Origin of the sequence: Psychrobacter immobilis, assembly GCF_904846285.1 — a bacterium.
Classification (GTDB): Bacteria; Pseudomonadota; Gammaproteobacteria; order Pseudomonadales; family Moraxellaceae; genus Psychrobacter; species Psychrobacter immobilis_D.
Genome location: NZ_CAJHAD010000002.1, coordinates 1 through 25,372, shown reverse-complemented (window position 1 = coordinate 25,372; position 25,372 = coordinate 1). Strand labels below are relative to the sequence as shown.

Here is a 25,372-nt window from a genome sequence, read left to right as displayed (position 1 = left end):
TACCTTACTTTCAAAATACTTAAACCTCTCTATCCTTCTATCCTTAAATCACTTTTAAAAAGATATGCTTCAATATTATGCTAAAAATTGCCTACTCTGATATTTTTCGTTATTCCGTACCTGAAAAACACCGCTTCCCCATGCAAAAATACACCATGATTCCTGAGCGCTTACTAGCTCAAGGTACTATCACTAGCGAGAATTTTTTTGCACCAAAGCGTCTAAGCGAAGAGGAAATCTTAACCACGCATACAGCGGACTATTGGCAGCAGCTTAAGACCCAGACCTTACCACGGAAAGAAGCGCGCGCCATTGGCTTTGAGATGACACCAGAATTGGTAGAGCGTGGGCGTTATATTGCCCATGCCACTTATGAATGTGCGTTATACGCGCAGCAATATGGCGTGGCGATGAATATCGCGGGCGGCACTCATCATGCTTTTGCCGATCATGGCGAGGGATTTTGTGTTTTTAATGATGTTTGTATCGCCAGCAATTTATTGTTAAATCGCGGACAGGCACAAAGAATCTTAATAGTTGATTTAGACGTCCATCAAGGTAACGGCAACGCTAGTATTATGGCGGATGAGCCGCGCGTTTTTGTCTTTAGTATGCATGGCGCTAAGAATTATCCTTTTCGCAAACAACTATCAGACTTAGATATTGAATTGGATAACGATACGGGTGATGTTGAGTATTTAAAGATATTAGAGGCTACGCTGCCGCGCTTAATCCATGAATTCGTGCCAGATATGATATTTTATCAGTCCGCTGTTGATGTGTTAGCAACCGATAAATTGGGTAAACTTAGTCTAACGATAGAGGGTTGTAAGGCGCGTGATGAGTATGTCTTGCAACAAGCTAAAGCGGCCAATATTCCCGTCGCTATCGTCATGGGCGGCGGCTATTCAGAAGATATCGAAGATGTGGTTGAAGCGCACTGTAATACTTTTCGCTTGGCACAGCAGCTATTTTTTGCAGAATTGAATGAGTAGCGTGTAGCGAAATGAAAGATAAGAAAAAATGACATAACAATGTTAGTGAGGTGGTAGATGGCAAAAATATTGATAGATATAGGGATTTTGCTGGTTATTATCGGCGTTATTTGGCTCCTGTTTCCAAATGCGTTTTCATGGATAGGCAATATGCCAGGCGATATCAAACACACCTCAGGCAATAGCAGAGTTTACTTTCCAGTCGTCACCATGATTATCATCAGTATCGTTGCCACCATACTGTTAAATTTATTCAATCGGTAAATTAGCTTAATCGGTAGATTTATAGCAACGCTGTTATCCCCTGCCAGCCAACACGAATACCTAGCACGATAAGAATCAATAAAATAAGCTGGCGAAAGCGTGCTTGTGGCAAGTAGCGGCGCAAGCGAATGCCAACTAAAAGGGCGGCGATAGACATGACACTAAGTAAAGTAATCAACTGCCATTCACCACTACTGAGTGCCATGATAGGCTCACGCAAGACGATGATTTGGGCAATTTTACCCAAGAAATAACACATATTGCCGACTTTAGCGACGGTGTTTTTATCATCACTTGCGGACAACAAATACATCATTAGTATGGTCGACATGGCATTGGTCGCACCGCCAATAATACCAGCACTAAGTCCAACGATAATCAGTACAGGCTTGGTATTAGGCAGACGGATTTGCTTACCGAGCAAGCTACTGACGACATAAAAACCAATAACTGCTGCCAATACCAACAAGATATAAGCACTATCGATCCATAGCAGTAGCTTGGCACCAAGCATACTACCGAGCAAACTGGTTAACGCCAATAGCCAATAGCGCCTGCCGTAATAAATGAAATTTTGCCAGACTGTACGCCCGCCACCCGCCAACCAAGTCATGGCATTGAGTAATAATGAGGGAAAAATCACCAAGATAATAGCGTGCGGTAACGGATAGATACTAGCAAGCGCGGTGGTGGTTACTAACGTTACACCCAGTCCGCTAATGCCGTGAAGCAATGATGCTAGCGCAAAAATTGCAAACAGTAATAATGTCTGGGTGCTATCGCTATCCACAATATTCGCCATATTTGTCATAGAACTTACAACCTAATAGCGATATTGACGACTGATATTGACAATAGTGCAATGAGCATAACTAGGCGGTTTCTTATGATTGGTTATGATTGATGACGTTGCCAAATGGTCTCACCAATAATAGTCGCCAACTGCTCGGCAATCTCATCTTTGCTCGCTTTCTCAAGGATTATGCTATCGTGCTCATAACGCTCTGAGAAAAATACTTGCATGGCATTATCATCACTGGCAAAACCAATATCTGCGCGTGAGACATCATTACAAGCGATTAAATCTAAATCTTTAGATAGCAGTTTGCCACGTGCATAGTGCTCGACATCTTGCGTTTCTGCCGCAAAACCAACGACAAACAGCTCTGGATGGGCAAGTGAAATCGTCGCTAAAATATCAGGGTTTTTAACCAAGCTCAGGGTCATAGCATCTTGGGTCTTTTTGATTTTTTGCGGTGCCGCTTCTTCAGTACGATAATCAGCGACCGCTGCGGTGGCAATGAAGATATCAGCAACCTTTACGCTGCCATCATTGATAATCTCAGCATGTTCATGTTGATGCTCTTCGCCGCAATCACAATCGCCATGCTGATGAGCATGGTCGTGCATATGATCGTGAGAATGCTCATAGTCCTCTTCAGGCAGATACTGTAGCGCACTATGCGTACCATCGACGCATTGCTGCGCTGCTATCAACATATCTTTGGCTGACAGGACATCAATACGCGTGACATTGAGCGGTGTTGGCAGGGCAATCTTGCCACCAGCAATCAAAACAACCTCTGCACCAGCGGCAACACAAGCACTTGCTAAAGCAAAGCCCATTTTGCCAGTAGAGTGATTGGACAAATAGCGCACCGGATCAATACCTTCTACCGTTGGTCCTGCGGTAATCACCACGCGTTTACCTGCTAATAATTGCGGCGTGGTTTGCATAGCATTAAATAGCAGCACTTCAGCTAACAACTCTTCAGGCTCAGGTAAACGCCCTGCGCCGACATCACCGCACGCCTGCTCACCGCTGGCTGGTTGGATAATTTGATAATTCATATCGCGCAGGGTTTGCACATTTAAATTCACCGCCGGATGCGCCCACATTTGCTGATTCATCGCTGGCGCAATGATAACGGGAGCAGTCGTCGCCAAGCAGACAGTGGTCAATAAATCATCTGCCATACCCATCGCAAGCCGTGCCAGAGTATTGGCTGAGGCAGGTGCAATCACAATCAAGTCCGCCCATTTGGCAAGCTCAATATGACCCATTCCCGCTTCTGCTTGCTCATCAAGTAATGAGACATGCACTTCATTACCCGTCAAAGCTTGCAAGGTAAGTGGCGTGATAAACGCTTGCGCACCTGTGGTCATAATGACGCGCACATCAAAGCCCGCCTTGACTAAAAGACGAGCAAAAATAGCAGATTTATAAGCGGCGATACCGCCAGTGATAGCAAGCACAATATTTGACATAAGCATGGCATCAATAAAAAAATGGAAGATAAAAATTGCGCTTATAGTAACAATTATGCGATAAGTTAGGGGAAGATTTTTGGATTTATCTCACTTATCTGGCACCTAGCCCTGCTCAAGGAGGAACAATGGCAATTAAAGACTGGCATGAAGATGATAGACCGCGTGAAAAACTGCTGAAGTTTGGCGCCGCCCATTTATCTGATGCTGAGATATTAGCGATATTCCTGCGGACGGGCACCCAGTCTCAATCCGCCATTGAACTCGCCCGCCATTTGATAGAGCAGTTTGGCAGCTTAGCTGAGCTGTTGGCCGCACCGCAAGAGACGGTTTTAGCTTGTCATGGTATAGGTCCTGCCAAATACGCGCAGATACTGGCATCGCTTGAGATGGGCACGCGCTACTTAGACAGTCAGCTTAAAACGGGTCATGCCCTTGGTCGCTCGCAAATGGTTAAAGACTATATCAGCACCCAGCTGCGCGGAGAGCAGCGCGAAGTGTTTGCCGTGCTATGTTTAGACAATGCGCTAAATCTAATCAATTTTGAAATACTGTTTACCGGCGGTATCTCTTCTTGTTCGGTCTGCATCAAACACGTCTTACGGCATGCGTTGAGCCACGCCGCCAGTCAACTTATCGTCGCTCATAACCACCCGCATACCAATGCCACCCCTTCAACAGCAGATAACTTATTAACTTACGAGCTAAAAAATGCTTGTGACTTGATAGATTTGTCACTGGTTGACCATATCATCGTCGGACGTAATGAAACGCTCTCGTATGCCGAGAGCTGCTTGCCACCTTTTGGCTAAAGCTCGATAGCCGCTGATTATATAAGCAAATCTTGATACATATTATCGACATAGCGTAGCATTTTGGCTATTGATACTTATAAACAACTGTTTCATATTAGTAGTTAACTTTATTTTTGCTGTGACAGTTATCGGTATACTTACTAGTTATTGGCAAATCTACTATTGATAGATTTATTTAACAGTAGGTTTGCCCTTATTAACTCTAAGAAACTGCTAGAAAAGAAGTATAAAACAGGCAATTATTTTGTCGTATACATTAACTTATCGCATAAAACACCTGATGGAAAAATAAAATAACAATTAGAGTTCTTCCATCATTTTTTATTCATTTAAATTTTACGCTTGTGCATTCAGCGTTATAAAGGAGACAGTCATGGGCATTGGCTTATTTATTTTGGCAATAATCATTCAGTTAGCCGTGGTCTTGGCCATCTTTTTATTATCCTTATCGCGTGTCACAGGTAGTGTCGTGGCCCTTGTTACCGTCCTCGTCACTGCTTTTATCAGTCCATGGTCGCTCATCTTAGGGATACCAATCGCGCTCTTATGCCTAGTATTGTTATTTACTCCTCTGCGCCAATCACTGATTACCAAGCCTGTTTATAAAACCTTGGGCGGTGCGATGCCAAGCATGAGTGATACCGAACGTGAAGCCCTCGATGCCGGTACCAGTTGGTGGGAAAAAGAGCTGTTTATGGGCGCGCCAGATTGGGATACCTTTGCCAAATATCCGTACCCTAAATTGTCAGAAGAAGAGCAAAGCTTTATTGATAATGAAGTAGAAGTGCTCTGCGCCATGCTTGATGAATGGCAAATCCATCATGAAGATAAAGAGTTGTCACCAGAAGCATGGCGCTTTATTAAAGCCAATGGCTTTTTGGGTTTAATCATCCCTAAAGAATATGGCGGACTGGAATTTAGCTCGTATGCCCAAAGTCGGGTGATGAGTAAAATCGCTTCGCGCTCACCGACCGCTGCCGTTACCTGTATGGTACCGAACTCGCTCGGTCCTGGTGAGCTGCTGATGCATTACGGTACTGATGAACAAAAACAACGCTGGCTGCCTGGTTTGGCAAAAGGTGAGGAAGTTCCTTGTTTTGGTTTAACTGGTCCTGAAGCAGGCTCCGATGCCGGCGCTATTCCGGATACCGGTGTAGTTTGCTATGGTATGCATGAAGGCGAGCAAGTACTCGGTCTGCGCATGAATTTCTCTAAGCGCTGGATTACTCTAGCCCCTATCGCCACCGTCGTTGGTTTAGCCTTTAAGATGCATGACCCAGAAGGCTTACTTGGCGACCCTAAAAAGACCGATTACGGTATTACCTGTGCGCTCGTTCCTGCTAGCCATGAAGGCGTCGTTACCGGTCCGCGTCATAATCCAATCGGCTCGCCATTTATGAATGGTACAGTTGATGGTAAAGACGTCTTTATCCCGCTAGATTATATTATCGGTGGCGTTGAAAACGCCGGTCGCGGTTGGCGTATGCTGATGGAATGTTTGGGCGTTGGACGTGGTATCTCCTTGCCAGCGCTATCAACGTCTGCCAGTGAAGTTACCTATTTGACCGTTGGTGCCTTTGCAAAAGTACGTGAGCAATTTAAAATCTCTGTCGGTAAATTTGAAGGCGTGCAAGATGCCACCAGTCGCATGGCCAGTAACACTTATATGCTCGAGGCCTTTCGTCATTTGGTCACCTGTGGCTTAAACCAAGGCGGGACGCCATCGGTGATGACGGCAATGGCAAAATACTATGCCACTGAGACTATGCGTTCAGTCATTAATGATGGCATGGATGTGGTCGGTGGTCGTGCGGTGCAAATGGGACCGCGTAACTTTTTAGCGATTCCTTATCAAGCGATTCCTGTCTCTATCACCGTTGAGGGTGCCAATATCTTAACGCGCTCGTTGATGATTTTTGGTCAAGGGGCCATGCGTTGTCACCCTTATCTATTTGATGAGTTACAACTGCTACAAAGTGATGATAAAGAAGGCGCGCTCAAGCAGTTTGATAATTTATTCTTTAAACACTTGGGCTATACCTTTAATCGCGGTGCCAAAGCCTTTGTCGCAGGTTATGTCGGCGGTAGCAGCCATGCGCCAAGCTTTTCCGATAGCTTTACCCGTCCTTATTATAAAGACATCAACCGTTTGAGCGCAGGCTTTGCCCTAACAGCCGATATGTCTTTAGGCTTATTAGCAGGCGATTTAAAACGTAAAGAGATGCTGTCTGGGCGCTTAGCAGACATTCACGCGCATCTATTTATCTGTACAGCAATTTTGCAATTTTATCAGTATGGCTCTAAGTCAAAAGCCGAACGCTTGCATGCAGAAGTGGCACTAAAAAACAGCCTTTATACCATTCAGGAAGCCTTTTTATCTTTATTTGCCAACTTCCCAAATCGCATGGCGGCGAGTGTGGTCAGCTTTGTGACTTTCCCAAGTGGTCGTATTTTTGCACCGGTCAGCGATGAGTTAAAACGCCAGTTGGGCGATACTTTTATGGACGACTTTGAAGCCAATCCATTCCGTGATTATCTCAAAACTATGGTGTATTACAATACCGAACCTGATGATGTCACGGGGCGGATGGAGCACGCTTATCAAACGCTGCTTGACGTTGAACCTTTATGGCAGAAGTTTAAAAAGGCGGAGCATAAAGACAACTTTGAAGGTCTGACCTTTGAAGATCACGTGGTCTATGCCAGCCAAAATGGCGATATTACTGAAGAAGAGGCTGAAGTACTTATTCAATATAACGCCATCCGCTATGATTCATTATTGACCGATGTGTTCGATAAGCATCTATCTAAAGCACAAGAACGTCACAATCCGCACAGTTTAGAAAATGCGGTCTATAAGCTGACTGACTACGCGCAATTGAAAAACGATGCACAAGCAAGAAACGGCATCGCAGCTGATAATACTGCGCAAACAGCTGAGCCAATGACTGATAACCTTGAGCCTGCAGCAGATGATAAACAAGAAGCAACCGGTGATGCCAATCCTGACCATGGTTATGAGAGCGATGGCGATGTCAAAATGGTCAGCGAGCAAGACACTATAAAAGAAGTTCAGGCACAAACCGATTTTGCAGAATCAGACCCTGAAGCACAAGCACTCGACCCGCGTCACCGTGATGCAGAATCGCACTTAAGCGAACGTATGGGTCACAACCATAGCCTTAACAAGACCGATCCAAATAGTGCCACAGCAGAGAATAGTTTAGGTAAAACGGTGACGACAGACATAACGGACAGTGAGGTAGAAAAAGCAAATAGTCACCCTGAATGGAAGGACGGTTTACGTCGTGACGAAAATGATAAGGTTTAACTGACTCATAACTGGCGCTTTTATAAACCTTATTTTTCAACTTAAGCGAGATTATCCAATGGATAGTCTCGCTTTTTTGTATATGCCACTTTTGTATGTACGAAATCTATGTAGCAAAGCTATTACGCAGCTATCACACGTAAATTCACGCGTAAATATATGTAAGAACGGCTTATCTTATTCCATTGAATCTAAAAGTTTCTAATGCTAAATAAACCTGAAACATCGTAAATTTCTTCGCTCGCATTGTTTAAGTCATAAATATTTCTTGCAGTACCCCCAACAATTCTTTTATATTGTCCCCAAAACCTGACCTCGATGACAGGTAAAAACTTTTAGACGTAATAAAAGCAGGCGTAAAAACGACACCCATGCGGCTTAAGATATCGTATTTATGACTGTGCGTTACGGCAACCAAGGATCGTAGTTATGTGGAAGAATATGGGACTGACGGGCAAGATTATTGTTGCCATGGTGCTGGGTATCATACTGGGTTTATTTATAAACTATTCGGGATTGAACACTGAAGGCAGCTTTGTTAACGACTATGTGACCAATGGCTTTTTTGCCATTGTTGGTAAGCTGTTTGTAAACTCGCTCAAAATGCTGGTTGTACCGCTGGTCTTGATTTCGCTTATCTGTGGTGTCTGCGGTATCGGTGATATTCGTCTATTAGGACGTATTGGTGGCAAAACATTCTTTATCTATATGGTGACTACAGCACTAGCGATTACTACGGCTATCGGGCTTGGTTCACTATTTGGTATTGGCAAAGGCATGCAAATCGAAACCAAAGCGGTATTCGAAGCCGAGTCAGCACCGCCGCTCATTGACGTTTTCTCTAATATTATCCCCTCTAACCCCATCAGCGCGATGGCAAATGGCGATATGCTATCGATTATCTTTTTTGCGATGTTAATCGGTATTAGTATTTTAATGGTGGGGAAACCTGCCAAAGGTTTGGTACAAAGCTTAGAGCTAATTAATGAAGTCATCTTAAAAATGGTGACCATCATTATGAATCTTGCACCGTATGGCGTCTTTGCACTATTAACCAAAGCGATGGCTGAGCTGGGATTAGATCTTATTTGGTCACTGCTAGGGTATGTCGCGGTATTGGTTGGTGCACTCTTCTTTCACTTTTTTGTCACGATGATGGTGATACTTAAGCTGACTTCAGGGCTATCGGTTAAAACCTTTTTGGCAAAAATGCGCGAAGTGCAAATATTTGCTTTTAGTACCTCAAGCTCGAATGCGACGATTCCTATTACTTTACGTACAGTCACCAAGCGTATGGGCGTTAGTAATTCAGTAGCTTCTTTTACCATTCCATTTGGTGCCACCATTAATATGGATGGTACGGCGATCATGCAAGGTACGGCGACTATTTTTATCGCCAATCTGTATGGTATTCAATTAGGCATCACAGGATACCTGACCGTTATTTTGATGTCAGTACTTGCCTCTATCGGCACCGCAGGTGTTCCGGGCGTAGGTCTGATTATGCTATCCATGGTATTTGCCCAAGTCGGTTTACCCATTGAAGGTATAGGTCTGATTTTAGGGGTTGACCGTATCCTTGATATGTTACGTACTGCCGTCAACGTCAGTGGCGATGCTGCTGTTACAGTCATCGTTGCAAAATCAGAAGGTGAGATGGACTTGGCAATTTACAACGATCCTGATGCGGGTGCAAAAGAGATGTTTGATGGGCATATCGATGCAGACAGCGAGCGCGAATTCTCTGAAGTCTTTAGCGATGGCATTATGGGCAGTGAGTACGACGATATTAAACGTGGCTAGTTTTAATAGTGGTTAACTTCAATGTGGCTAGTGTGAATATAAAATAGCCAAAGATGAAAGTTCAGTAATAAAAAAAACCTCGGTCAATTTGTGAACTGAGGTTTTTTTCTGTCTTAAATAAGGTTTTTAGCATTAATATATAGACGAAATAACTTAAAAACGAGACGTTACTGCTGGAATAAATTTTTTGAAGCATCTGGAGTAGGAAGCACACAGCAAGCGAAGAAAACTTATTCTAGCTGTAGAAGATTATAGACACGGCTCTTTTAATTTACACAGACTATTTCAGCCTCAACATAATAATCACCATTAACCCAATACATACTTGGTTAGCATCGCTAGACAAACCAGCACAATCATAGGACGGATAAGTTTGCTGCCGCCTTTAACGACCATATGTGAGCCAAAATACGCCCCTATCGTCTGCCCGACCATCATTGCCAACCCCACTTTCCACAATACATTACCGCCCAAGATAAAGAAAATGAGCGAGCCAATATTGGTGGACAAATTCAGCACCTTTGCCGCGCCCGTCGCTTCAATGATTTGGCGACCACGCAGCGCCACATTTCCTAAGGCAAAAAACATCCCCGTACCCGGTCCCATATAACCATCATAAAACCCAATCAAGGGTGCCACTACTTTTTGCCATGTACCTTCTGAGATGCGCGGTGCGGCCTCCACTTCGCCCAATCTCGGCGCAAATAAAGTATAAATACCAATCGCCGCAATCAAAAATGGAATCAGCTTTTCCAATAAATCAGGCGGCGACAACTGCACAGCAATTGTGCCAACAACAGAACCGATAAAAGCCGCGATAATCCCCGTTTTTATATTCTTTGGTTTGACCACACCTTTTCTAATCATCGTAATGGACGCTGCGAGTGCCCCTGATGCCGCTTGCAGTTTATTGGTTCCCAAGGTTAACACGGGCGGAATATTGGCAAGTAGCATGGCGGGAATGGTCAATAAACCACCACCGCCAGCGATAGCATCGATGAAACCTGCTAGCGCGGCAACAGCTGTCAGCATTAAAATAATCTCGATAGAGAGCGATATGTCCATGACACTAACCTTGAAAATTTAGGATATAAAAAAAGCAAACTTGACGTTAAAATTTGTGTAAAAGCGCTCATTATAAAGATAAAACCGTAAAAAGAACCAAAAACCTAGTAAAGTCTGCTAGATTTGTCATATCGGCTGTCTTATCAGGTTGTCCTTTGATAGTCGTTGAGTCTTCACGGACGCAGCATAAAACCGTTAACGTATTTAATTGTTTATATGAATAAAATTGTGAGAAACTAGAGCCACCTATTTGTTACATCAATCTATGTCAATATTGATGACGGTCTATTGCTTTAAATAAGCTTAGGTTTATTTAAAGCAATAGACCAAATTGAATCGAAGCAGATCGAATCAAAAGGTATAACAACAGGTACTTGAAGTTTTTGAATGATTTAGCACGTTTTATTTAGTCAATGAGGATGATATGGCAATACAAAAAATAAGAGCATTTTTTAACCTCGAGGCTTCAGGCGGCATTGTCTTAGCGCTGGCAGCCATCGCAGCAATGATTATTGCCAATACTCCTCTGAATGCTTGGTATGAATCCTTTATTCATGCGCCCGTCGCCATTCAAATAGGCAGCTTTGCAATTGCAAAGGACGCCCATCATTGGATCAACGATGGTCTGATGGCGGTATTCTTTTTCTTAGTTGGTCTTGAGCTCAAGCGTGAAGTGCTCATTGGCGAGCTCTCCAACGTCAAACAAATTATCTTACCAGCTGGCGCGGCGTTGGGCGGCATGATTATGCCCGCTATCGTCTACTTGCTCTTTAACTATAATGAGCCTGAATTTTGGAAAGGTTGGGCGATTCCTGCGGCGACCGATATTGCCTTTGCTCTTGGCATTTTAAGCCTACTTGGCAATCGCGTGCCAAACTCGCTCAAGGTATTTTTGGTATCTATTGCTATTTTCGATGATATTGGCGCTATTTTAATCATCGCCTTATTTTATACCAGTGACTTATCGCTCGGCTCTCTCGCTGTCGCTGCTCTTTGTTTACCGTTCTTATATCTACTCAATCGCCGTAACGTCACCAGCATCACTCCTTACATACTGATTGGGGTCATTATGTGGATTGCCGTGCTCAAATCTGGCATTCACGCGACGTTAGCTGGGGTAGTACTCGCGTTATTTATTCCATTATTTGACCGTACTGACCCTGAACACTCTCCACTTGAAGAGCTTGAGCACGACTTGCAAAACACCGTGTCTTACGGGATTCTGCCATTATTTGCCTTTGCCAACGCCGGTATCTCGCTCAAGGGCGCAGGCTTTGCCGAGCTGTTTCATTCGGTGCCACTGGGTATTGCTGCCGGACTGTTTATTGGTAAGCAAGTAGGTGTGATGCTCATGTGCTGGTTAATTTTCAAACTGGGTATTTCTACCATGCCAAAAGGTATGACCTTTAAGCAAATCTACGGCGCAGCGTTACTTTGCGGCGTTGGCTTTACCATGAGCTTATTTATTGGTGGTCTGGCCTTTGGCGGCGCGACACCATTATTTGATGAGCGCTTAGGTATCATTATGGGTTCAATCGTTTCTGGTATTGCCGGCTATCTGATGCTTAAAGCGACCTTGAAAGACGATGTTAATAATACCTCGGTGGATTTAACCCATCATTCGTAATCATTAATTGAGCGACTTTATAATAAAGTTGCTCAATATAACTAAGTTACTTAAAGCAGCATCGCCTAATGCGCTTTTAAGTAGTTCATAAAAGCAGACGATATAGAGTAGCTAATAAATATGAATCCCATCGATATCGCCAAAAAAAATGCTAAAGTGAATAGTGCTAAGGCTCGGCAAAAAGCTGACCCTAAACTTGCGCTACACGCTTACCAGCGTCATGGGCGCACGACGGCGATTGACGACCATAGTGACCTACAAGTCTTAAAACGCATTAAGCGTTATTTATTGCCAAAAGACTTCATCATCTCGCAAGATTTATTAAACGAGATGGTTGCTGGCTACGATATCGGTGATCCAGTGACAGATGCGTTAGCCGCTGACGGCATTCGTTTTGCCAAGCCTTTACAGCAACTTATTATCAGCGACAGTAGCAATAGCAGTAAATTCGATGCTAATCTCACAAATAACCCTGCATTTAACGCCTTAACCGAGCAATTTAGCAGCCATCCTACTTGGTTTGACCCCAAGCTTGCACAAATCGGCGCCGTCGCCTATCGACGTTATCCACTGATGCTGATTTGGCTATTGCGTAATGTCGCGCTAATGGCAGGCTATAGTATTCCCGCCCTCTCCCTGCCGCTCATTCAAACGGGCGCATTAATGCATGACGCCCTACCGCGTTTGATGCGTACTTATGCGTATATCCTGGCCGTCTCTGAACACCCGCCATTACATAAGCCAAATATCAGTACGCACAATAACCGCCAACCTATAGAGCAGGTATTGGCGATTGGCTCAGAAGGCTGGCGGCAGTCTATCAAGGTGCGGCAAATTCACACTATCGTGCGGCAAAACTTGCTCAAAGGTAAAGGCAATGCAGCTAAAGGCATCATAACCAATGCCGACCAACACCATAATCCAGATGGCAGTTGGAACACAGGCTACTGGGGTATTCCTATCAATCAAACCGATATGATTGCCACCCACTTGCAGTTTTCATTATTGATTATGCGCGGGTTACGGCTGCTTGGCGCCCGTATCAGCACTGAGGAAGCCGAAGGTATCTTGCATCTATGGAATCTAGCCAGCTATTGGATGGGCGTTGATTTAGAGCGCTTACCAAAAGATGAAGTCGCTTGTTGGGAATGGCTCTATACCTATTTATCGATTCAGCAGCTTGATTTTAAAATGGGCCAGCCGCTAGCAAAAGCGTTGCACGATTTGCCGCGGCAGCTAATGGGTGAGGACAATCGCCGTGGACGTTTCGTTGAAATGGTCAATGCTAGCGTGACACGTACCTTGGTCGGCGATGATATTGGTGATGGGCTGGATTTGCCAAAATCGAAAATTCGCTTTGGCGTTTTATCATCGGTGCCGATTCTTTTTGCGCTCGATACGGCACGCCAGCACAATCAAAGTGTGGCTGAAAAACTAGAAGCCTTCCGCGCCAAACGCCAAGATAATATGAATTGGTGGCTGAAGAAAAATGACGATTATTATAAATAACGTGCGATAAATACAGAATAATAGAAGCAGAAAAACCGCTCAACATTAAGTAAATCTATAACGAGTATTATTATTAAAATCTATAAATCATAACTAGAAAGCATATGTCGAATATTATTAGTAGTAAATAGAATATATTAAGCCATTATCAACCGCCTCTACAATAACTATAATAAATCCGCAAAAGACGCGCTTGGCTTTGGTTAGAGAACGGTTCTACTTTAGATACTTCAATCGATAACCTCAACCGTTATGCGGGTTAATTACGCGTATTCTCGATGCGATAATACCACTCAAGCTGCCGATCAAAGCCCGTTTCCAACAAGCTGGCAATGACGCGTCCTGTCAGACCCCAAACCGTTTCACCATCAACCTGCCAGCTGGGTGTGAGGATGGTCGAGGTCTGATCTTGCATCGCATATTCTACCGCATACTCAACGGTAGGCTGAGTCAGTAAAGTTTCAAAATCTGCCCAAAAAATACGCGAGATTTCACCAAGCTCAGGCACTAGCAATAAATCTGGTGCAATCAGCGCCACAATGGGACGCACACTCATACCGCTTTTGGAGGTTTGAGTGGGTAATTGACCAAGCAACTGGACCTTATCAGGTGGTAGCGCCGTCTCTTCGCAGGCTTCACGCAAGGCGGTGACGACATTATTACCATCGCCTGCGTCATGCTTACCGCCAACGCAAGAGACTTCGCCAGCATGACTGTTCATATGTGCGGCGCGGCGCGTCAGTAGCAGCTTGGGATGGCGCTCGTGGGTGATGGCAACCAATACTGAGGCATCGGCAATGGGTGTCTGATATAAGCTGTCTAAAATGCGAGCGCTACGAGAAGTGTTAGAGCCGTCGTACAACGCAGGACTGGTGACGGCATTTAAGGTCTCTTGCTGCACGCGTTCTGCCAATTTTCGAATGGTGGGATAACGAATAAATTCGGGCACAGCGACTGAAAATTCATCAAAACGTGCAGACTGCGGGAGGAATAACATTATTATTGCCCTATATTTTTATCAGTATGAAGCATCAATGTTGTTAAATATAAATAGCCATTAAATATAAATACTGACTACTCAAGTATCAATGTTAAAAATCACATATTTTTAGGAAATAGTCGTGGATAAGATTTTTTCATTAAATAAGATGCAGGGCAAGATTGATGATTGCCCGCAAAGATTGCCATTAGTCATCATCGCCCTTGCTTGGGTTGGCGGTACGTTTGCAACCGCTATACTGGCGCTACTAGGCAGTTGGCAAAATGTCGCCATGATTTTGGGCTCGTTTGGTGCCAGCTGTTTGCTTATTTTTGCTTATCCAGAGAGCCCCTTTGCGCAGCCTAGAAACATCGTCGGCGGTCATCTTATCACCACTTTTACTGGTCTATCATTTTTGACCTTGTTTGGTATCGAATGGTGGAGCTTATCGCTGGCGGTCGGTACGGCGATTGCGCTGATGCTATTGCTGCGCGTACCGCATCCACCTGCCGGCTCTAATCCATTAATCGTCATGCTTGGCGGCGTCAAATGGCATTTTTTAATTACCCCTACTCTGGTCGGTGCGCTCGCCTTGGTGGTGGTTGCTCTCATTTATAACAATATCGGTCGCGGTCGCCATTATCCACGTTATTGGTAAAGCTATCCTTTAAGGTAAAAGGTAGAGCCATCATTTATTATTTAACGTCAGTCTAGCCTAGCGCAATCTGAACACGACTGCATATACTTTCTGTGACTGGACTGGCGCGGTAATCGCTGACCCGACAGCGACGCATAAAAATACCTTCTTTCATAAACGTAAGCCTAGCTACAATCAGCTTAGCAAAAATGTGTGCTTTTTATTATCACTGCCAGTGCGATGAGAATTTGTGTTATCTTAGGCTTAATGGCTATTTTCAAATAAAACTTGATAGGCTAAAGTCATATTATTTTATAAAACAAGAATTATAATTCTTCAAGTAATGACAACCTTTTCTTATTCCTCTTTTTTATTATATAAGGCAGTTGATATGCGCTATTGTCTACAATGCGGTCATGAAGCAGAACGCAAAATACCAACCACCGATAATATCCCGCGTTTGGTATGCCCAAACTGCAATTACATTCACTATGAAAATCCAAAAGTGATTTGTGGCTCGTTGGTCGTGCATAAAAACAGAGTACTGCTATGTCGCCGTGCGATTGAGCCACAATATGGCTTATGGACGCTGCCCGCAGGCTTTATGGAAAATGGCGAAACCATGGCAGAAGGTGCCGCGCGAGAAAGCTTTGAAGAGGCGGAGGCGGTCGTTACCAACCCGCATCTATATTGCTTATACGATATTCCTGATATCGGGCAAATCTATAGCATTTATATCACCGAGTTAAAAGATGGCGCTTATGGTATTGGCTCTGAAAGTCTAGACTGTGCGTTATTCACCGAAGAAGATATTCCGTGGGATAAGCTTGCCTTTGAAGCCGTACGCCGCACCTTAAAAAGCTACTTTGCCGACCGTAAGCAATACGATAACCATGAGGACTTCCCCATCCATCAAGAGTTGATTGGCAAAGACCAAGCCATTAAGCGTTATTAATCCAGCTTTTAAAAATACTACCCGCAATAAAAACCGCCGCTTTCAATATAAATATTGAAAGCGGCGGTTTTTTTATACATTCAACTATTTGCTATAACTTATTTTGCGATAAGTTAAAAAACTAGCTTTTAATCTTACACACTTTAAAGCCAAGCGCTTTAACCGCTGCTTCTTTATCGTAAGGCGCTAATACGGCACGCACGTGTTTTTGACCTTGCAGATATTGCTTGGCAACGCGTTGTAAATCAGCAACTGTCACAGCCAATATTGCCGCACGCATTTTACGCTGCCAGTCGACGCCGCGATGATGCAAATCAGCAAAGCACGCTTTAATCGCCTCCCCTGCTGGAGAACCCGGCTTATCCATGCCTGAGATAATGCCTAAGATAGCTTCTTCTAATTGCTCATCCGTTTGCGGCTCATTCAATAGCCATTCGATACTGGCATCGAAATGCATAAAGGTCTCAGCGCACTGCGGATCGCGGTAGCTAAAGAACTTAAAGGCGCAAGCGTTGGCATCATAGCCCGCACCGCCGCCATAAGCACCGCCGCGCTCACGAATGGCACTATGCAGATAACCATTGCGCAAGTAAGGCGCTAATACCATCAAAGCTGCGGTATCGGGGTGGTCAGCCGCTGGGACAGTATAAGCACTGGCATTGTGATACACATTGGTCGGCACCAACCATGCCAAGTCTTCAACGGCTACTTCTTCTGTTACGGCTGTATTTTCACCATTTAACGCCGCATCAAGTTGCAACTCGGTAAACTCACTTGGGATATTGTCTTCAATACCTGCATCAGAGTTGTTTAGCTGCTCTGCAATCTTCGGTGCTTGGCTGTCTTTCCAGCTATCAACAATCAAATTACTCAAGCGTTCGGTTTGTTCCGCTTCACAGATAATAACGGCATGCTTAGGCAAGCTGATTAAACGTTGATGTAAATCCATCAAACTGGTTGCAAGCTTATCCCACTGCGTATCGTCCTTACTGGCGTGCGTCAAGAAGTCTTTTAGCGCATTCAATGCTGGCAGACCGCTACGTACATATTCTAGCTGCGCTTGACGACTCATGCCGCGACTGGCGGTTTGCATCGCATAAGAATGACCTGAGCCTGCAAGATTTGACTGCCAGCCTGCTTGGCGCTGCTGCAAGATTTCTTTGATACGGTCATGCTCACTAAAGACGCTATGCTCCATGACTTCTTTTAGCAAATCAATTGCTTCAGGCTTACGATTCAGTGCGCGCGTTGCCACCACAAAGTAGCTGCTAATCGCTTGACTGTCATCGATATTGGTACGCTGACTGATACGCGCCGTCACCCCTGATGAATGCGCCGCTTGCTTGGCTTGCATTTCATGAGCGCTTAGCGAATCGGTACCGAGCTCAGATAATAAGCTTAAGTAAATCGGTAGCAGTGGATGATTAATCACTTCATTAACGGGTAGCTCGCTGGTATCCTGATTGCCAATCGCATCGGTCAACGGCACAATAATTTGATAATAATACAAGCCATTGGTGCCCGCTTCATATTCAAATAAGATGCTGTCTTGCCCACTCAAATTTACTCGTTTTTGCTTGCCTTCTTTAAAGCTAATATCGGTTGGTACATCTTCTAGACCGACTTTTGGTAATAAGCTTAAATCATCAGGCGCTGCTTGGCGCGCTGCCAAATCTAATGCTTGTTGTTTTAAAATAGCTTTATCGTCAGCGGTCAAATCCATCTCGATGGTGTCGAGACGCGTCTGCTCAGCAGCCGCAAGGCGCGCTGTTTTTTCACTGTCTGGCGTCATTGTAACGCGCACACGGTGCTGATTGTCTAACAAGTGCTGCTTAATTAAATTTGGTAACCACTGCGCGTCTTTTACTTGCTCACGTAGCCATTGTAAGTGCTCATCAACTTCCCAAACATCGATAGGGTTGCCATCATGAATCGCTGTACTAAAGCCCTCTAGCATCAAGTTCAAACCATACGGCATGCTATCCCCGCCGATATGACGCTGATCTATCTCAATCTGATGCAGGATGGTTTCAATGGTTTCATCATCAATCGGTTTGCTGGCCACCTCTTTAAGCAAATCAATAATGCCCTGCTCTACCGCTTCGGCATGCTCAGGATTAGAGCCACGTAATCCAGTATAAAACACCATTTCATAATGACTGTCGTCGAGTCCTAATAACGGGCTTGGTGCTTTGCCGAGTGGATGGCTGTCCAGATACGCACGCAGCGGTGAGCCAGCATGCTCAACCAATACCCCTTCTAATAAACGCAAGGCTAAACGCTGCTTTGGATCGGTAATTGACGGCAATAACCATGCAACCACATGATGGGTTTGATCAGGACCCGCTTCATCAGCAGTATAAGTGTCAACAGCGCTAATCGGTGCAGACAGACGCTTTTCTGGACGTGAGACATGTTTTTTGCCCGCTTCAAATTGAATTAAGGCATCTTCATGGATTTTAGCTTGAGTTTCAGCAACAGGAATATTACCAAAGCTCATGATCACGCTGTTTGATGGGTGATAATGGCTTTGATGAAATTCTACTAGCTCATGATGGGTCAAGTCAGGAATATCAGCAGGATCACCGCCTGAATTATAATGATACGTCGTCGTTGGGAATAGATGATGGGCGACCGTATGATACAACTGGTCAATCTCGCCACTCATCGCGCCTTTCATTTCATTAAAAACGATACCTTTAAACTGCGGCTTATCATTTTCGTCTAACTCAACACGGATGCCTTCTTGAGCAAAATCGAGTGGATGAATATTCGGGAAAAATGATGCATCAAGATAAACGGCAAGTAAGTTAAAATAATCATTTTTATTTTGCGTAGCATACGGATACGCCGTCCAATCAGCAGCAGTCATCGCATTCATAAAAGTATTGAGCGAACGTTTAATCATTGAGAAAAACGGGTCACGGACGGGGAACTTCTTAGAGCCACATAAAGCCACATGCTCTAAAATATGCGCTTCGCCTTTTGAATCCATTGGCTGAGTGCGAAAGCCAACTAAAAAGGCATTTTCATCGCTCGGATGTGCCAAATGGTAATGCATGGCCCCAGTTTTAACATGCTGACTGATCAGCACATCCATCGATAGCGCCTCAATATGGCGATGCTCAATCAGCTCAAAGGCAGGGTGCAAAGTTAGATCAGTAGTAGATAACGTGTCGGTCATAATTTTCCTTATAGACTATCCTGAGAGTTTTCCAGTCAATCGCTCATTTAGCCAATAACTAGTGACGTATGTCAGGATAAGCAATCAAAAGTGGTGAGATTATATTTATGAAATTCGTTTGCATAACAATAGCAGCGTTATAAAAAATGTCTGGGTAATCTTTAAATAGAATGGCATTTAGCAGCTAAAAAGAATTTGCCTAACGAAACTAGATGGGGCTAAGAGCTCGATAAGTCAAGATAGAACAGGGATAAAAGTAATAACACATAAAGATAGTATGGAATTAACAAAGCCTACTTAACAGTAGCCAGTAGTAGTGCTATAGTAAAAATCATCTGTTACAAGGAGCAGCTCATGAGTTACGAACATATTTTATTGGTCACCGACTTGATGTCCGACGCTGATGTGGTCGCCCAAAAGGCCAAACGTATCGTCGAGAATCGTCCTAACGCCAAACTATCGGTATTGCATATCGTCAAAGATACTATGGTCGGCTTCGGCTATGAGCTGGTGCCTGCCTCAAGCTTATATGATGAAATTGATGATGAACGTTGCCAAGAAGCACGCGCCAAATTGGCACAGTTTTTGGACCGTAATGACTTACATGCGGTCAACTCTGAAGTGACCACCGCCATCTCTAATAGCGAAGGTATCGTTAACTATTGCCACAAGCATGAGGTTGATTTGCTGGTCATCGGTCGTCACGAACGTCATGGTATTGCTGCTTGGCTTAGTGGTGCGACAGCAGATAATATCTTGCCCAATGTGCCTTGCGACAGCTTAGTCGTGAGACTAGATAAACCTGTTAACAAATAACTCTAAGAATAGACTTAACGTCGTTCCCAAGTTATTTGTAACTATTAAAAAAGCTTATTAAAAAAAGCGCATTGTCTGACATTGCGCTTTTTTATTATCAATTAAAATAATAAATATCCTCGCCCGCGCCTCTATGTTTACTAAAAAAATCAATTTTCTGTCAAAATATCAATAAAGCTTTGCCAAATCGGACTTTGGTGACGAGCCTTATGCCAAACTAGCCACCACGTACGTGATAAGTCTATACCCGCTACTTTTACCTGTACTAGCTTTCCTGCTGCAAGCTCCGCCTCAATAACATGCTGCGATAAACAACCAAGACCAATATCGGCGCTTACCATATGTTTAATGGCTTCTGATTGCTGAATCGCCATCACAATCTCGGCATGCGGCAAGTATTGCAATAATTGCTCATCGATAATTTGCCGTGTACCCGAACCTGCCTCTCGTACCAACAGCGGCAGCCTTGCTAGCTGTTCCGCGCTCAGCTCATAACATTTTTCTTTATCGTTATAGGCCATTTCTGTCAGCCACTTACTATTATGCTTAGCAAATACCATCAAGGTATCGGTGCGCCAAGCACGCTGCTCAATCACTTTCATATCTGTCGGGCGCGGCATACCCTCTACGAGCGCAATATCAATATTTAATTGCTCAACCTCGCCGACTACCTCTTGGGTATTGGCAATATACATATCGATATGAGCATCCGGTAGCGCTGCATATAGCTTGGCAAGCAGCGGCGGCAGCACATAATTACCGATAGTGGTACTGGCACCGATATGAATCTGACCCGCTTGATGCTTATGATAATGCTCTAGAGTTAAGGCCTGCCCCAAGATGGCCTGTGCCTGTATATAAATAGGATGGGCATTTGGATGCTGATTGAGCCTTCGTCCGACGCGCTCAAATAATGGCATCTGCAACCTTGATTCCAGCTCAGTCAGCGCGCTACTGACCGCTGACTGTGACAAATGTAGCGCCTCACTGGCACGGCTGGTACTGCCCGTTTGATAAATACTGACAAACACCGATAACTGCTTAAGGGTAATCTTTGGCAGCATCTGTATGGTTTTTTTCATAATTACTCTAACATCCTATATACCCTGTAAATTTTCAAAAGCCTAAGTTTCAAAAACCTGAGTTTCAAAAACCTAAGTTTCAAAATCGATTATTAACCTAAAAAATCGATAGTTTATATCTTATTAATCTGTTTTTATTATAAATCGCTATGACTTATACTGTCTATTCATAAGCTTATGCTTATTTCGATTATAGTTAATAAATAATAGGATGCGTACGACATGAACGCTTTAGCACAAAACATGCATAATTACTTTCCGCATAACCGCCATATTTTGGGGCTGATTGTCGTGCTGATTGGCAGTTTGTTTTGTTTGTGGCTGAATATGAGCTTAGATACGTGGTCGGACGGGCGTATTGTCGGGCTGTCCTCATTAACGCTAGCAATCTTACTTGGCATGGTATTGGGCAATACGCTATACCCAAATTTTTCCGAGCAACTTGATGCTGGCGTTAACTTTGCTAAAGGTCAAATATTACGCCTTGCTATTATTTTTTATGGCTTTAAGCTGACTTTAACCCAAGTCGCTAGTGTCGGTATGCCAGCCGTTATGACGGATGCATTGGTATTAACCTCGACGTTTTTACTCACCTATTGGCTAGGCACTAGATGGCTCAAAGTCGATAAGCAAACGACGTTATTGATTGGTTCTGGTGCTAGTATCTGCGGTGCGGCGGCGGTGATTGCTGCAGAGCCAGTGGTCAAAGCGGAAGCCCATAAAGTCACCATTGCCATCGCCACCGTGGTAGTCTTTGGCACGATTGCCATGCTGCTCTATCCGTTTTTATATCAGCTTGGCTGGCTGCAACCTTGGTTAAACGCCCAGCAATACGGCATTTATACGGGTTCAACCATTCATGAAGTGGCGCAAGTGGTGGTCGCAGGTAATGCTGTTAGCACTGAGGTTGGCAATACGGCAGTCGTCACTAAAATGATACGGGTGATGATGCTCGCGCCTTTTTTACTGATTTTATCGTTTGCTTTGACCACAGGTAGTAGCAAAAATGGTGAAAAACCGTCATTGATGAAGCGCGTGCAACAAGTCAAAGTACCATGGTTTGCCTTTATTTTTATATTAGTGGTATTCTTGCATACTTGGGTTCCGATGACGGCAAGCTTTGAGCGTAGTATGGTCATGCTTGATGATGTGTTGCTTACCATGGCAATGTTTGCGCTGGGTTTAACCACGCACTTAAGTGCCGTTAAACAAGCAGGCGTTAAGCCGCTTATCTTAGGGGCGATAATGTTTGCCTGGCTTATCATTGGCGGCGGACTGATTAATATAGGCATTGCTTCACTTTAATTACTTCACTCTAAAACAGTTACTGACTGAACACCAAGCTAAAAATGCCGACGATTATAATGATAATCGTCGGCATTTTTACTCTAAGACTTTGCTTAATGTCTTATTATCAAAGCATTTTTCATAAGTCATAGGCGATAAATATAAAAAATAGACGAAAAAAAACGAACCCGAGGGTTCGTTTTTTATTCATCTTGCTCTAGTTGTCTAAAAAGACAAATTAGATAGCAACGATGTTATGAGCTTGTGGACCTTTTTGACCTTGAGTTACAGTGAACTCAACTTCTTGGCCTTCAGCTAAAGTTTTGAAGCCTGAACCAGTGATTTCGCTGTAATGAGCGAAAACGTCTGCGCCAGTTTCTGGAGCGATAAAACCAAAGCCTTTAGCTTCGTTGAACCACTTAACTGTACCTTTTTGAGTATCTGACATAATATAATCCTACTTTTTAATTTATTAATGGTCTAGTGACCGGTAACGCTTGCAAATAGCTACTGAACGATAAATATTAAAACGAAGGATTATAACTAATACTACGAGGTAATGATTTGGTGCAGAACTGCTCTTAAGCTTGGGGGTATTATAGGCAGGATAGTTCAGTATCGCAAGCCTTATCTCATCTTTCGTGTAACTAAGTGCAACTATTGACTGTTTTTTGGCCTTATTTGCATTGTTTTTCGGCATTCAGCATAGAAGTTTTAAGCATTGGGCAAACGGAATAAAAACACCGCTACGCTAATACAGACAACGGCTACCAGCCATGCAACCCATATCATATCGGCAGGAATGTTAAAAAATAACATTGTTGTTGATATGGTCATCATTATGGTTGCCAACCACTTCGCATATAGCGGTACGGCGCGGCGATCTTCCCAATCACGGACATATTTACCAAAATATTTATGATTAATCAGCCAAAAGTGAAAGCGTCGTGAGCTACGCGCCCAGCAACCCGCTGCCAGTAAGATAAAAGGCGCGGTCGGCATCACTGGTAATAAAATACCTATAATTCCCAATATAAAAAACACCCAACCCAGTATCACAAACATCCAACGCATCGCGGCGCTATTATGTTGATTGGTCTTTGGTCGATAGTAAAAAGCTTTCTTCGGTTGAGTCATGGGAGTTTTATCAGTCAGTGTTAGACATTCGGTCGTTAGGTATGGACTACCTATATAAGCTATCAAAGATAAAGAAGTCGATAATCCAATTCAAGACTGATTTTGCACGGTTTTGCTACTGAAGCGTAGTTTATTTAGCAGTTAGGTAAATGCAGGTCGTTATTCACTACGATTTGGCAGGATAGCTTTCCCAATAATCAGCGATTGCCTTTGGAAAGCAGTATTCTTTTGGCATTACGGTAATGGCGATGGGTACTAATATGGATTTGGTCACGCCGCCAACACTCTCACAAGTGGCATCGGCAGGTACGTCATAATAAATCACGCGCAAGGTATTCTGCGGACAGAGGTCTGAGCACTGGAATGATTTGACCACTGCAATACCATGATGATAGCCAATGACCCACTGCTGCGCGCCTTCGGTTGGTGCGGATTCTTTTTGCTCAGCAGCTCGAATAAGATCGGCGTCTGTTAAGGTGTCTTCATTAGTCGGTGGTGAGACAAGGACGCAAGCGCTTAGACTTAACAACAAGGCGCTTAGGTTAAGGGCTTTGGCGGTTGATGTTTTTTTCATGGTAAACATCCTTGTTTAAGCTAGACCATGTCCATCTCTATCGGGCTTTGACGCGTGAACTTAAGCGAGATAAGCTAGTATAAAAAACCGTGACAGTTGTGGTCTGCAGTGGTTTCTCTATATAAGATTAAAGTTAATACTCACCTTCTGTTATTCATTATTAACTTAACAAGTTAAGAACACATTCATCACACTAGCTAATTTGCTCTTAAGCTATATTTTCTGGGATTTTGACATAACTTTGCGCATTAAGAATTTTTGATATATCACATATATAAGATAGTCTTTGCTCAAAGCTTGTATTAGATAATTTTACATCAATCACTGCTTGAGCACGCATTCTTAACAAAGGAAATAGATAGTCTTTACCAGATATAACATCAAATTTATCGAAAGATGAATTATTAAAGTTGTCTAATATACCCTGCTTGATCGCATCATATTGACCCAAGCTTGTAGCACCTATGACTGCAGTTTTAACTTCATCAATTCTTCCATTTATTAAATCATCACTCACACAACCCTTATGCTTACTAGGCCTGCTATCTGCTAACAGTCTATAGCACCCATGGTGGACTGTTTGTAGATCAGGTTTTAACTCTCTGGCGATAGCGTATTCTATAAAGAGCTCGAATAGCTTATCTTTATGCTTAAGTTCCCAAGCGCCATAGTCAAACGTACTCTTAATTTGACAAAGCCTTAACACTGGCTCTTCCTCATTGATAATTTTAATAATAGAGTCAATATCACAAAAAATATTCTCAATACAGTAGAAAGGCAGTCTATACAAACCCTCTTTATTTTCTATCGTATCTCCAGCTAATAGATTTAAGTCACCATCTACTACATATAAATAAGGTCTTTCACTACTACTGTCGTTATTATGCTGTTCAATAACCGGTCCTCGCCCTCCTAAAGGAAAAACCTTTCCGACTTTATACTTTCCTTCGAAAACCCTAGAAAATAAGGTAATCACCCCAACCATAAGACACTTATTAAATAGAATTAAGCTGCGTGGTTTAGTTTCTGCATTGGCGTAAAACC

Annotated in this window: 21 protein-coding genes; 11 read left to right on the top strand and 10 right to left on the bottom strand. The window is 43.6% G+C overall.

The features are described from left to right. The first annotated feature begins 77 nt into the window (after window positions 1–77). Window positions 78–995, top strand: coding sequence for a histone deacetylase (locus tag JMX13_RS02095; RefSeq protein WP_201609297.1), 918 nt, complete (start codon window positions 78–80; stop codon window positions 993–995). Between the two features lie 57 nt (window positions 996–1,052). Beyond that, entirely contained in the window at window positions 1,053–1,259 is a 207-nt protein-coding gene (locus JMX13_RS02090; protein ID WP_201609295.1) for a DUF2905 domain-containing protein, read from the top strand. Between the two features lie 19 nt (window positions 1,260–1,278). On the opposite strand, the gene JMX13_RS02085 is transcribed toward JMX13_RS02090, so the two are convergent. Together JMX13_RS02085 and coaBC are read right to left on the bottom strand one after the other, a co-directional pair. Continuing rightward, window positions 1,279–2,061, bottom strand: coding sequence for a sulfite exporter TauE/SafE family protein (locus JMX13_RS02085; RefSeq protein ID WP_201609481.1), 783 nt, complete (start codon window positions 2,059–2,061; stop codon window positions 1,279–1,281). 92 nt (window positions 2,062–2,153) lie between these two features. Continuing rightward, window positions 2,154–3,527 (bottom strand): bifunctional phosphopantothenoylcysteine decarboxylase/phosphopantothenate--cysteine ligase CoaBC, encoded by a 1,374-nt coding sequence (gene coaBC, locus JMX13_RS02080; protein ID WP_201609293.1) that lies wholly within the window; start codon window positions 3,525–3,527, stop codon window positions 2,154–2,156. 128 nt (window positions 3,528–3,655) lie between these two features. On the opposite strand from coaBC, the gene radC reads away from it, so the two are divergent. The 3 genes from radC (at window position 3,656) to JMX13_RS02065 (ending at window position 9,476) form a co-directional block, all read left to right on the top strand. Next, on the top strand, window positions 3,656–4,339 hold the full coding sequence (gene radC, locus JMX13_RS02075; protein ID WP_201609291.1) for a RadC family protein: 684 nt from the start codon (window positions 3,656–3,658) through the stop codon (window positions 4,337–4,339). A 376-nt stretch (window positions 4,340–4,715) separates the two neighbouring features. Further along, window positions 4,716–7,673, top strand: coding sequence for an acyl-CoA dehydrogenase (locus JMX13_RS02070; RefSeq protein WP_201609289.1), 2,958 nt, complete (start codon window positions 4,716–4,718; stop codon window positions 7,671–7,673). Between the two features lie 429 nt (window positions 7,674–8,102). Continuing rightward, on the top strand, window positions 8,103–9,476 hold the full coding sequence (locus JMX13_RS02065; protein WP_201609288.1) for a dicarboxylate/amino acid:cation symporter: 1,374 nt from the start codon (window positions 8,103–8,105) through the stop codon (window positions 9,474–9,476). A 309-nt stretch (window positions 9,477–9,785) separates the two neighbouring features. Here JMX13_RS02065 and JMX13_RS02060 read toward each other — a convergent pair whose 3' ends face one another. Continuing rightward, window positions 9,786–10,541: a TSUP family transporter gene (locus JMX13_RS02060; protein ID WP_201609287.1), complete on the bottom strand. Its 756-nt coding sequence runs from the start codon at window positions 10,539–10,541 to the stop codon at window positions 9,786–9,788. A 424-nt stretch (window positions 10,542–10,965) separates the two neighbouring features. Here JMX13_RS02060 and nhaA point away from each other — a divergent pair, with 424 nt between their 5' ends. Both nhaA and JMX13_RS02050 read left to right on the top strand, forming a co-directional pair. Further along, window positions 10,966–12,168, top strand: coding sequence for a Na+/H+ antiporter NhaA (gene nhaA, locus JMX13_RS02055; protein WP_201609286.1), 1,203 nt, complete (start codon window positions 10,966–10,968; stop codon window positions 12,166–12,168). A gap of 120 nt (window positions 12,169–12,288) precedes the next feature. Then, a complete protein-coding gene (locus tag JMX13_RS02050) occupies window positions 12,289–13,677 on the top strand; it encodes an oxygenase MpaB family protein (protein ID WP_201609285.1) in 1,389 nt (462 codons plus the stop codon). A 259-nt stretch (window positions 13,678–13,936) separates the two neighbouring features. On the opposite strand, the gene JMX13_RS02045 is transcribed toward JMX13_RS02050, so the two are convergent. Then, window positions 13,937–14,674, bottom strand: a complete 738-nt coding sequence (locus tag JMX13_RS02045) for an NUDIX hydrolase (RefSeq protein ID WP_201609284.1) — start codon at window positions 14,672–14,674, stop codon at window positions 13,937–13,939. A gap of 124 nt (window positions 14,675–14,798) precedes the next feature. Here JMX13_RS02045 and JMX13_RS02040 point away from each other — a divergent pair, with 124 nt between their 5' ends. Further along, on the top strand, window positions 14,799–15,314 hold the full coding sequence (locus tag JMX13_RS02040) for an HPP family protein (RefSeq protein ID WP_227679343.1): 516 nt from the start codon (window positions 14,799–14,801) through the stop codon (window positions 15,312–15,314). A 370-nt stretch (window positions 15,315–15,684) separates the two neighbouring features. Further along, window positions 15,685–16,248 carry an NUDIX hydrolase gene (locus tag JMX13_RS02035; RefSeq protein ID WP_201609283.1) on the top strand — a complete coding sequence of 188 codons (564 nt, stop codon included), beginning with the start codon at window positions 15,685–15,687 and terminating at the stop codon, window positions 16,246–16,248. Between the two features lie 121 nt (window positions 16,249–16,369). Here JMX13_RS02035 and JMX13_RS02030 read toward each other — a convergent pair whose 3' ends face one another. After that, window positions 16,370–19,432, bottom strand: a complete 3,063-nt coding sequence (locus JMX13_RS02030) for an insulinase family protein (RefSeq protein WP_201609281.1) — start codon at window positions 19,430–19,432, stop codon at window positions 16,370–16,372. A gap of 354 nt (window positions 19,433–19,786) precedes the next feature. Between JMX13_RS02030 and JMX13_RS02025 the strand changes: the two genes are divergently transcribed. Further along, window positions 19,787–20,248 (top strand): universal stress protein, encoded by a 462-nt coding sequence (locus JMX13_RS02025; protein ID WP_201544406.1) that lies wholly within the window; start codon window positions 19,787–19,789, stop codon window positions 20,246–20,248. Between the two features lie 149 nt (window positions 20,249–20,397). On the opposite strand, the gene JMX13_RS02020 is transcribed toward JMX13_RS02025, so the two are convergent. Further along, window positions 20,398–21,330 carry a LysR substrate-binding domain-containing protein gene (locus JMX13_RS02020; RefSeq protein ID WP_201609279.1) on the bottom strand — a complete coding sequence of 311 codons (933 nt, stop codon included), beginning with the start codon at window positions 21,328–21,330 and terminating at the stop codon, window positions 20,398–20,400. 222 nt (window positions 21,331–21,552) lie between these two features. On the opposite strand from JMX13_RS02020, the gene JMX13_RS02015 reads away from it, so the two are divergent. Beyond that, entirely contained in the window at window positions 21,553–22,635 is a 1,083-nt protein-coding gene (locus tag JMX13_RS02015; protein ID WP_201609277.1) for a YeiH family protein, read from the top strand. 220 nt (window positions 22,636–22,855) lie between these two features. Here JMX13_RS02015 and JMX13_RS02010 read toward each other — a convergent pair whose 3' ends face one another. The 4 genes from JMX13_RS02010 to JMX13_RS01995 form a co-directional block, all read right to left on the bottom strand. Then, window positions 22,856–23,065: a cold-shock protein gene (locus JMX13_RS02010; RefSeq protein ID WP_010201661.1), complete on the bottom strand. Its 210-nt coding sequence runs from the start codon at window positions 23,063–23,065 to the stop codon at window positions 22,856–22,858. A gap of 266 nt (window positions 23,066–23,331) precedes the next feature. Further along, window positions 23,332–23,754: a YbaN family protein gene (locus JMX13_RS02005; RefSeq protein ID WP_201609276.1), complete on the bottom strand. Its 423-nt coding sequence runs from the start codon at window positions 23,752–23,754 to the stop codon at window positions 23,332–23,334. A 166-nt stretch (window positions 23,755–23,920) separates the two neighbouring features. Continuing rightward, window positions 23,921–24,328 (bottom strand): hypothetical protein, encoded by a 408-nt coding sequence (locus tag JMX13_RS02000; protein WP_227686178.1) that lies wholly within the window; start codon window positions 24,326–24,328, stop codon window positions 23,921–23,923. A gap of 208 nt (window positions 24,329–24,536) precedes the next feature. Then, on the bottom strand, window positions 24,537–25,372 hold an 836-nt coding region (locus tag JMX13_RS01995; protein WP_227686177.1), incomplete at its 5' end, for a DUF4435 domain-containing protein.

Bases quoted from the DNA above. Each gene is read 5' to 3' on its own strand.
- JMX13_RS02095 (WP_201609297.1), top strand. From the start codon at position 78: ATGCTAAAAATTGCCTACTCTGATATTTTTCGTTATTCCGTACCTGAA.
- JMX13_RS02070 (WP_201609289.1), top strand. From the start codon at position 4,716: ATGGGCATTGGCTTATTTATTTTGGCAATAATCATTCAGTTAGCCGTG.
- JMX13_RS02005 (WP_201609276.1), bottom strand. From the start codon at position 23,754: ATGACTCAACCGAAGAAAGCTTTTTACTATCGACCAAAGACCAATCAA.
- JMX13_RS02065 (WP_201609288.1), top strand. From the start codon at position 8,103: ATGTGGAAGAATATGGGACTGACGGGCAAGATTATTGTTGCCATGGTG.
- JMX13_RS02060 (WP_201609287.1), bottom strand. From the start codon at position 10,541: ATGGACATATCGCTCTCTATCGAGATTATTTTAATGCTGACAGCTGTT.
- JMX13_RS02045 (WP_201609284.1), bottom strand. From the start codon at position 14,674: ATGTTATTCCTCCCGCAGTCTGCACGTTTTGATGAATTTTCAGTCGCT.
- JMX13_RS02015 (WP_201609277.1), top strand. From the start codon at position 21,553: ATGAACGCTTTAGCACAAAACATGCATAATTACTTTCCGCATAACCGC.
- JMX13_RS02030 (WP_201609281.1), bottom strand. From the start codon at position 19,432: ATGACCGACACGTTATCTACTACTGATCTAACTTTGCACCCTGCCTTT.
- JMX13_RS02010 (WP_010201661.1), bottom strand. From the start codon at position 23,065: ATGTCAGATACTCAAAAAGGTACAGTTAAGTGGTTCAACGAAGCTAAA.
- JMX13_RS02035 (WP_201609283.1), top strand. From the start codon at position 15,685: ATGCGCTATTGTCTACAATGCGGTCATGAAGCAGAACGCAAAATACCA.
- coaBC (WP_201609293.1), bottom strand. From the start codon at position 3,527: ATGTCAAATATTGTGCTTGCTATCACTGGCGGTATCGCCGCTTATAAA.
- JMX13_RS02090 (WP_201609295.1), top strand. From the start codon at position 1,053: ATGGCAAAAATATTGATAGATATAGGGATTTTGCTGGTTATTATCGGC.
- JMX13_RS02085 (WP_201609481.1), bottom strand. From the start codon at position 2,061: ATGGCGAATATTGTGGATAGCGATAGCACCCAGACATTATTACTGTTT.
- JMX13_RS02025 (WP_201544406.1), top strand. From the start codon at position 19,787: ATGAGTTACGAACATATTTTATTGGTCACCGACTTGATGTCCGACGCT.
- nhaA (WP_201609286.1), top strand. From the start codon at position 10,966: ATGGCAATACAAAAAATAAGAGCATTTTTTAACCTCGAGGCTTCAGGC.
- radC (WP_201609291.1), top strand. From the start codon at position 3,656: ATGGCAATTAAAGACTGGCATGAAGATGATAGACCGCGTGAAAAACTG.
- JMX13_RS02050 (WP_201609285.1), top strand. From the start codon at position 12,289: ATGAATCCCATCGATATCGCCAAAAAAAATGCTAAAGTGAATAGTGCT.
- JMX13_RS02000 (WP_227686178.1), bottom strand. From the start codon at position 24,328: ATGAAAAAAACATCAACCGCCAAAGCCCTTAACCTAAGCGCCTTGTTG.
- JMX13_RS02020 (WP_201609279.1), bottom strand. From the start codon at position 21,330: ATGAAAAAAACCATACAGATGCTGCCAAAGATTACCCTTAAGCAGTTA.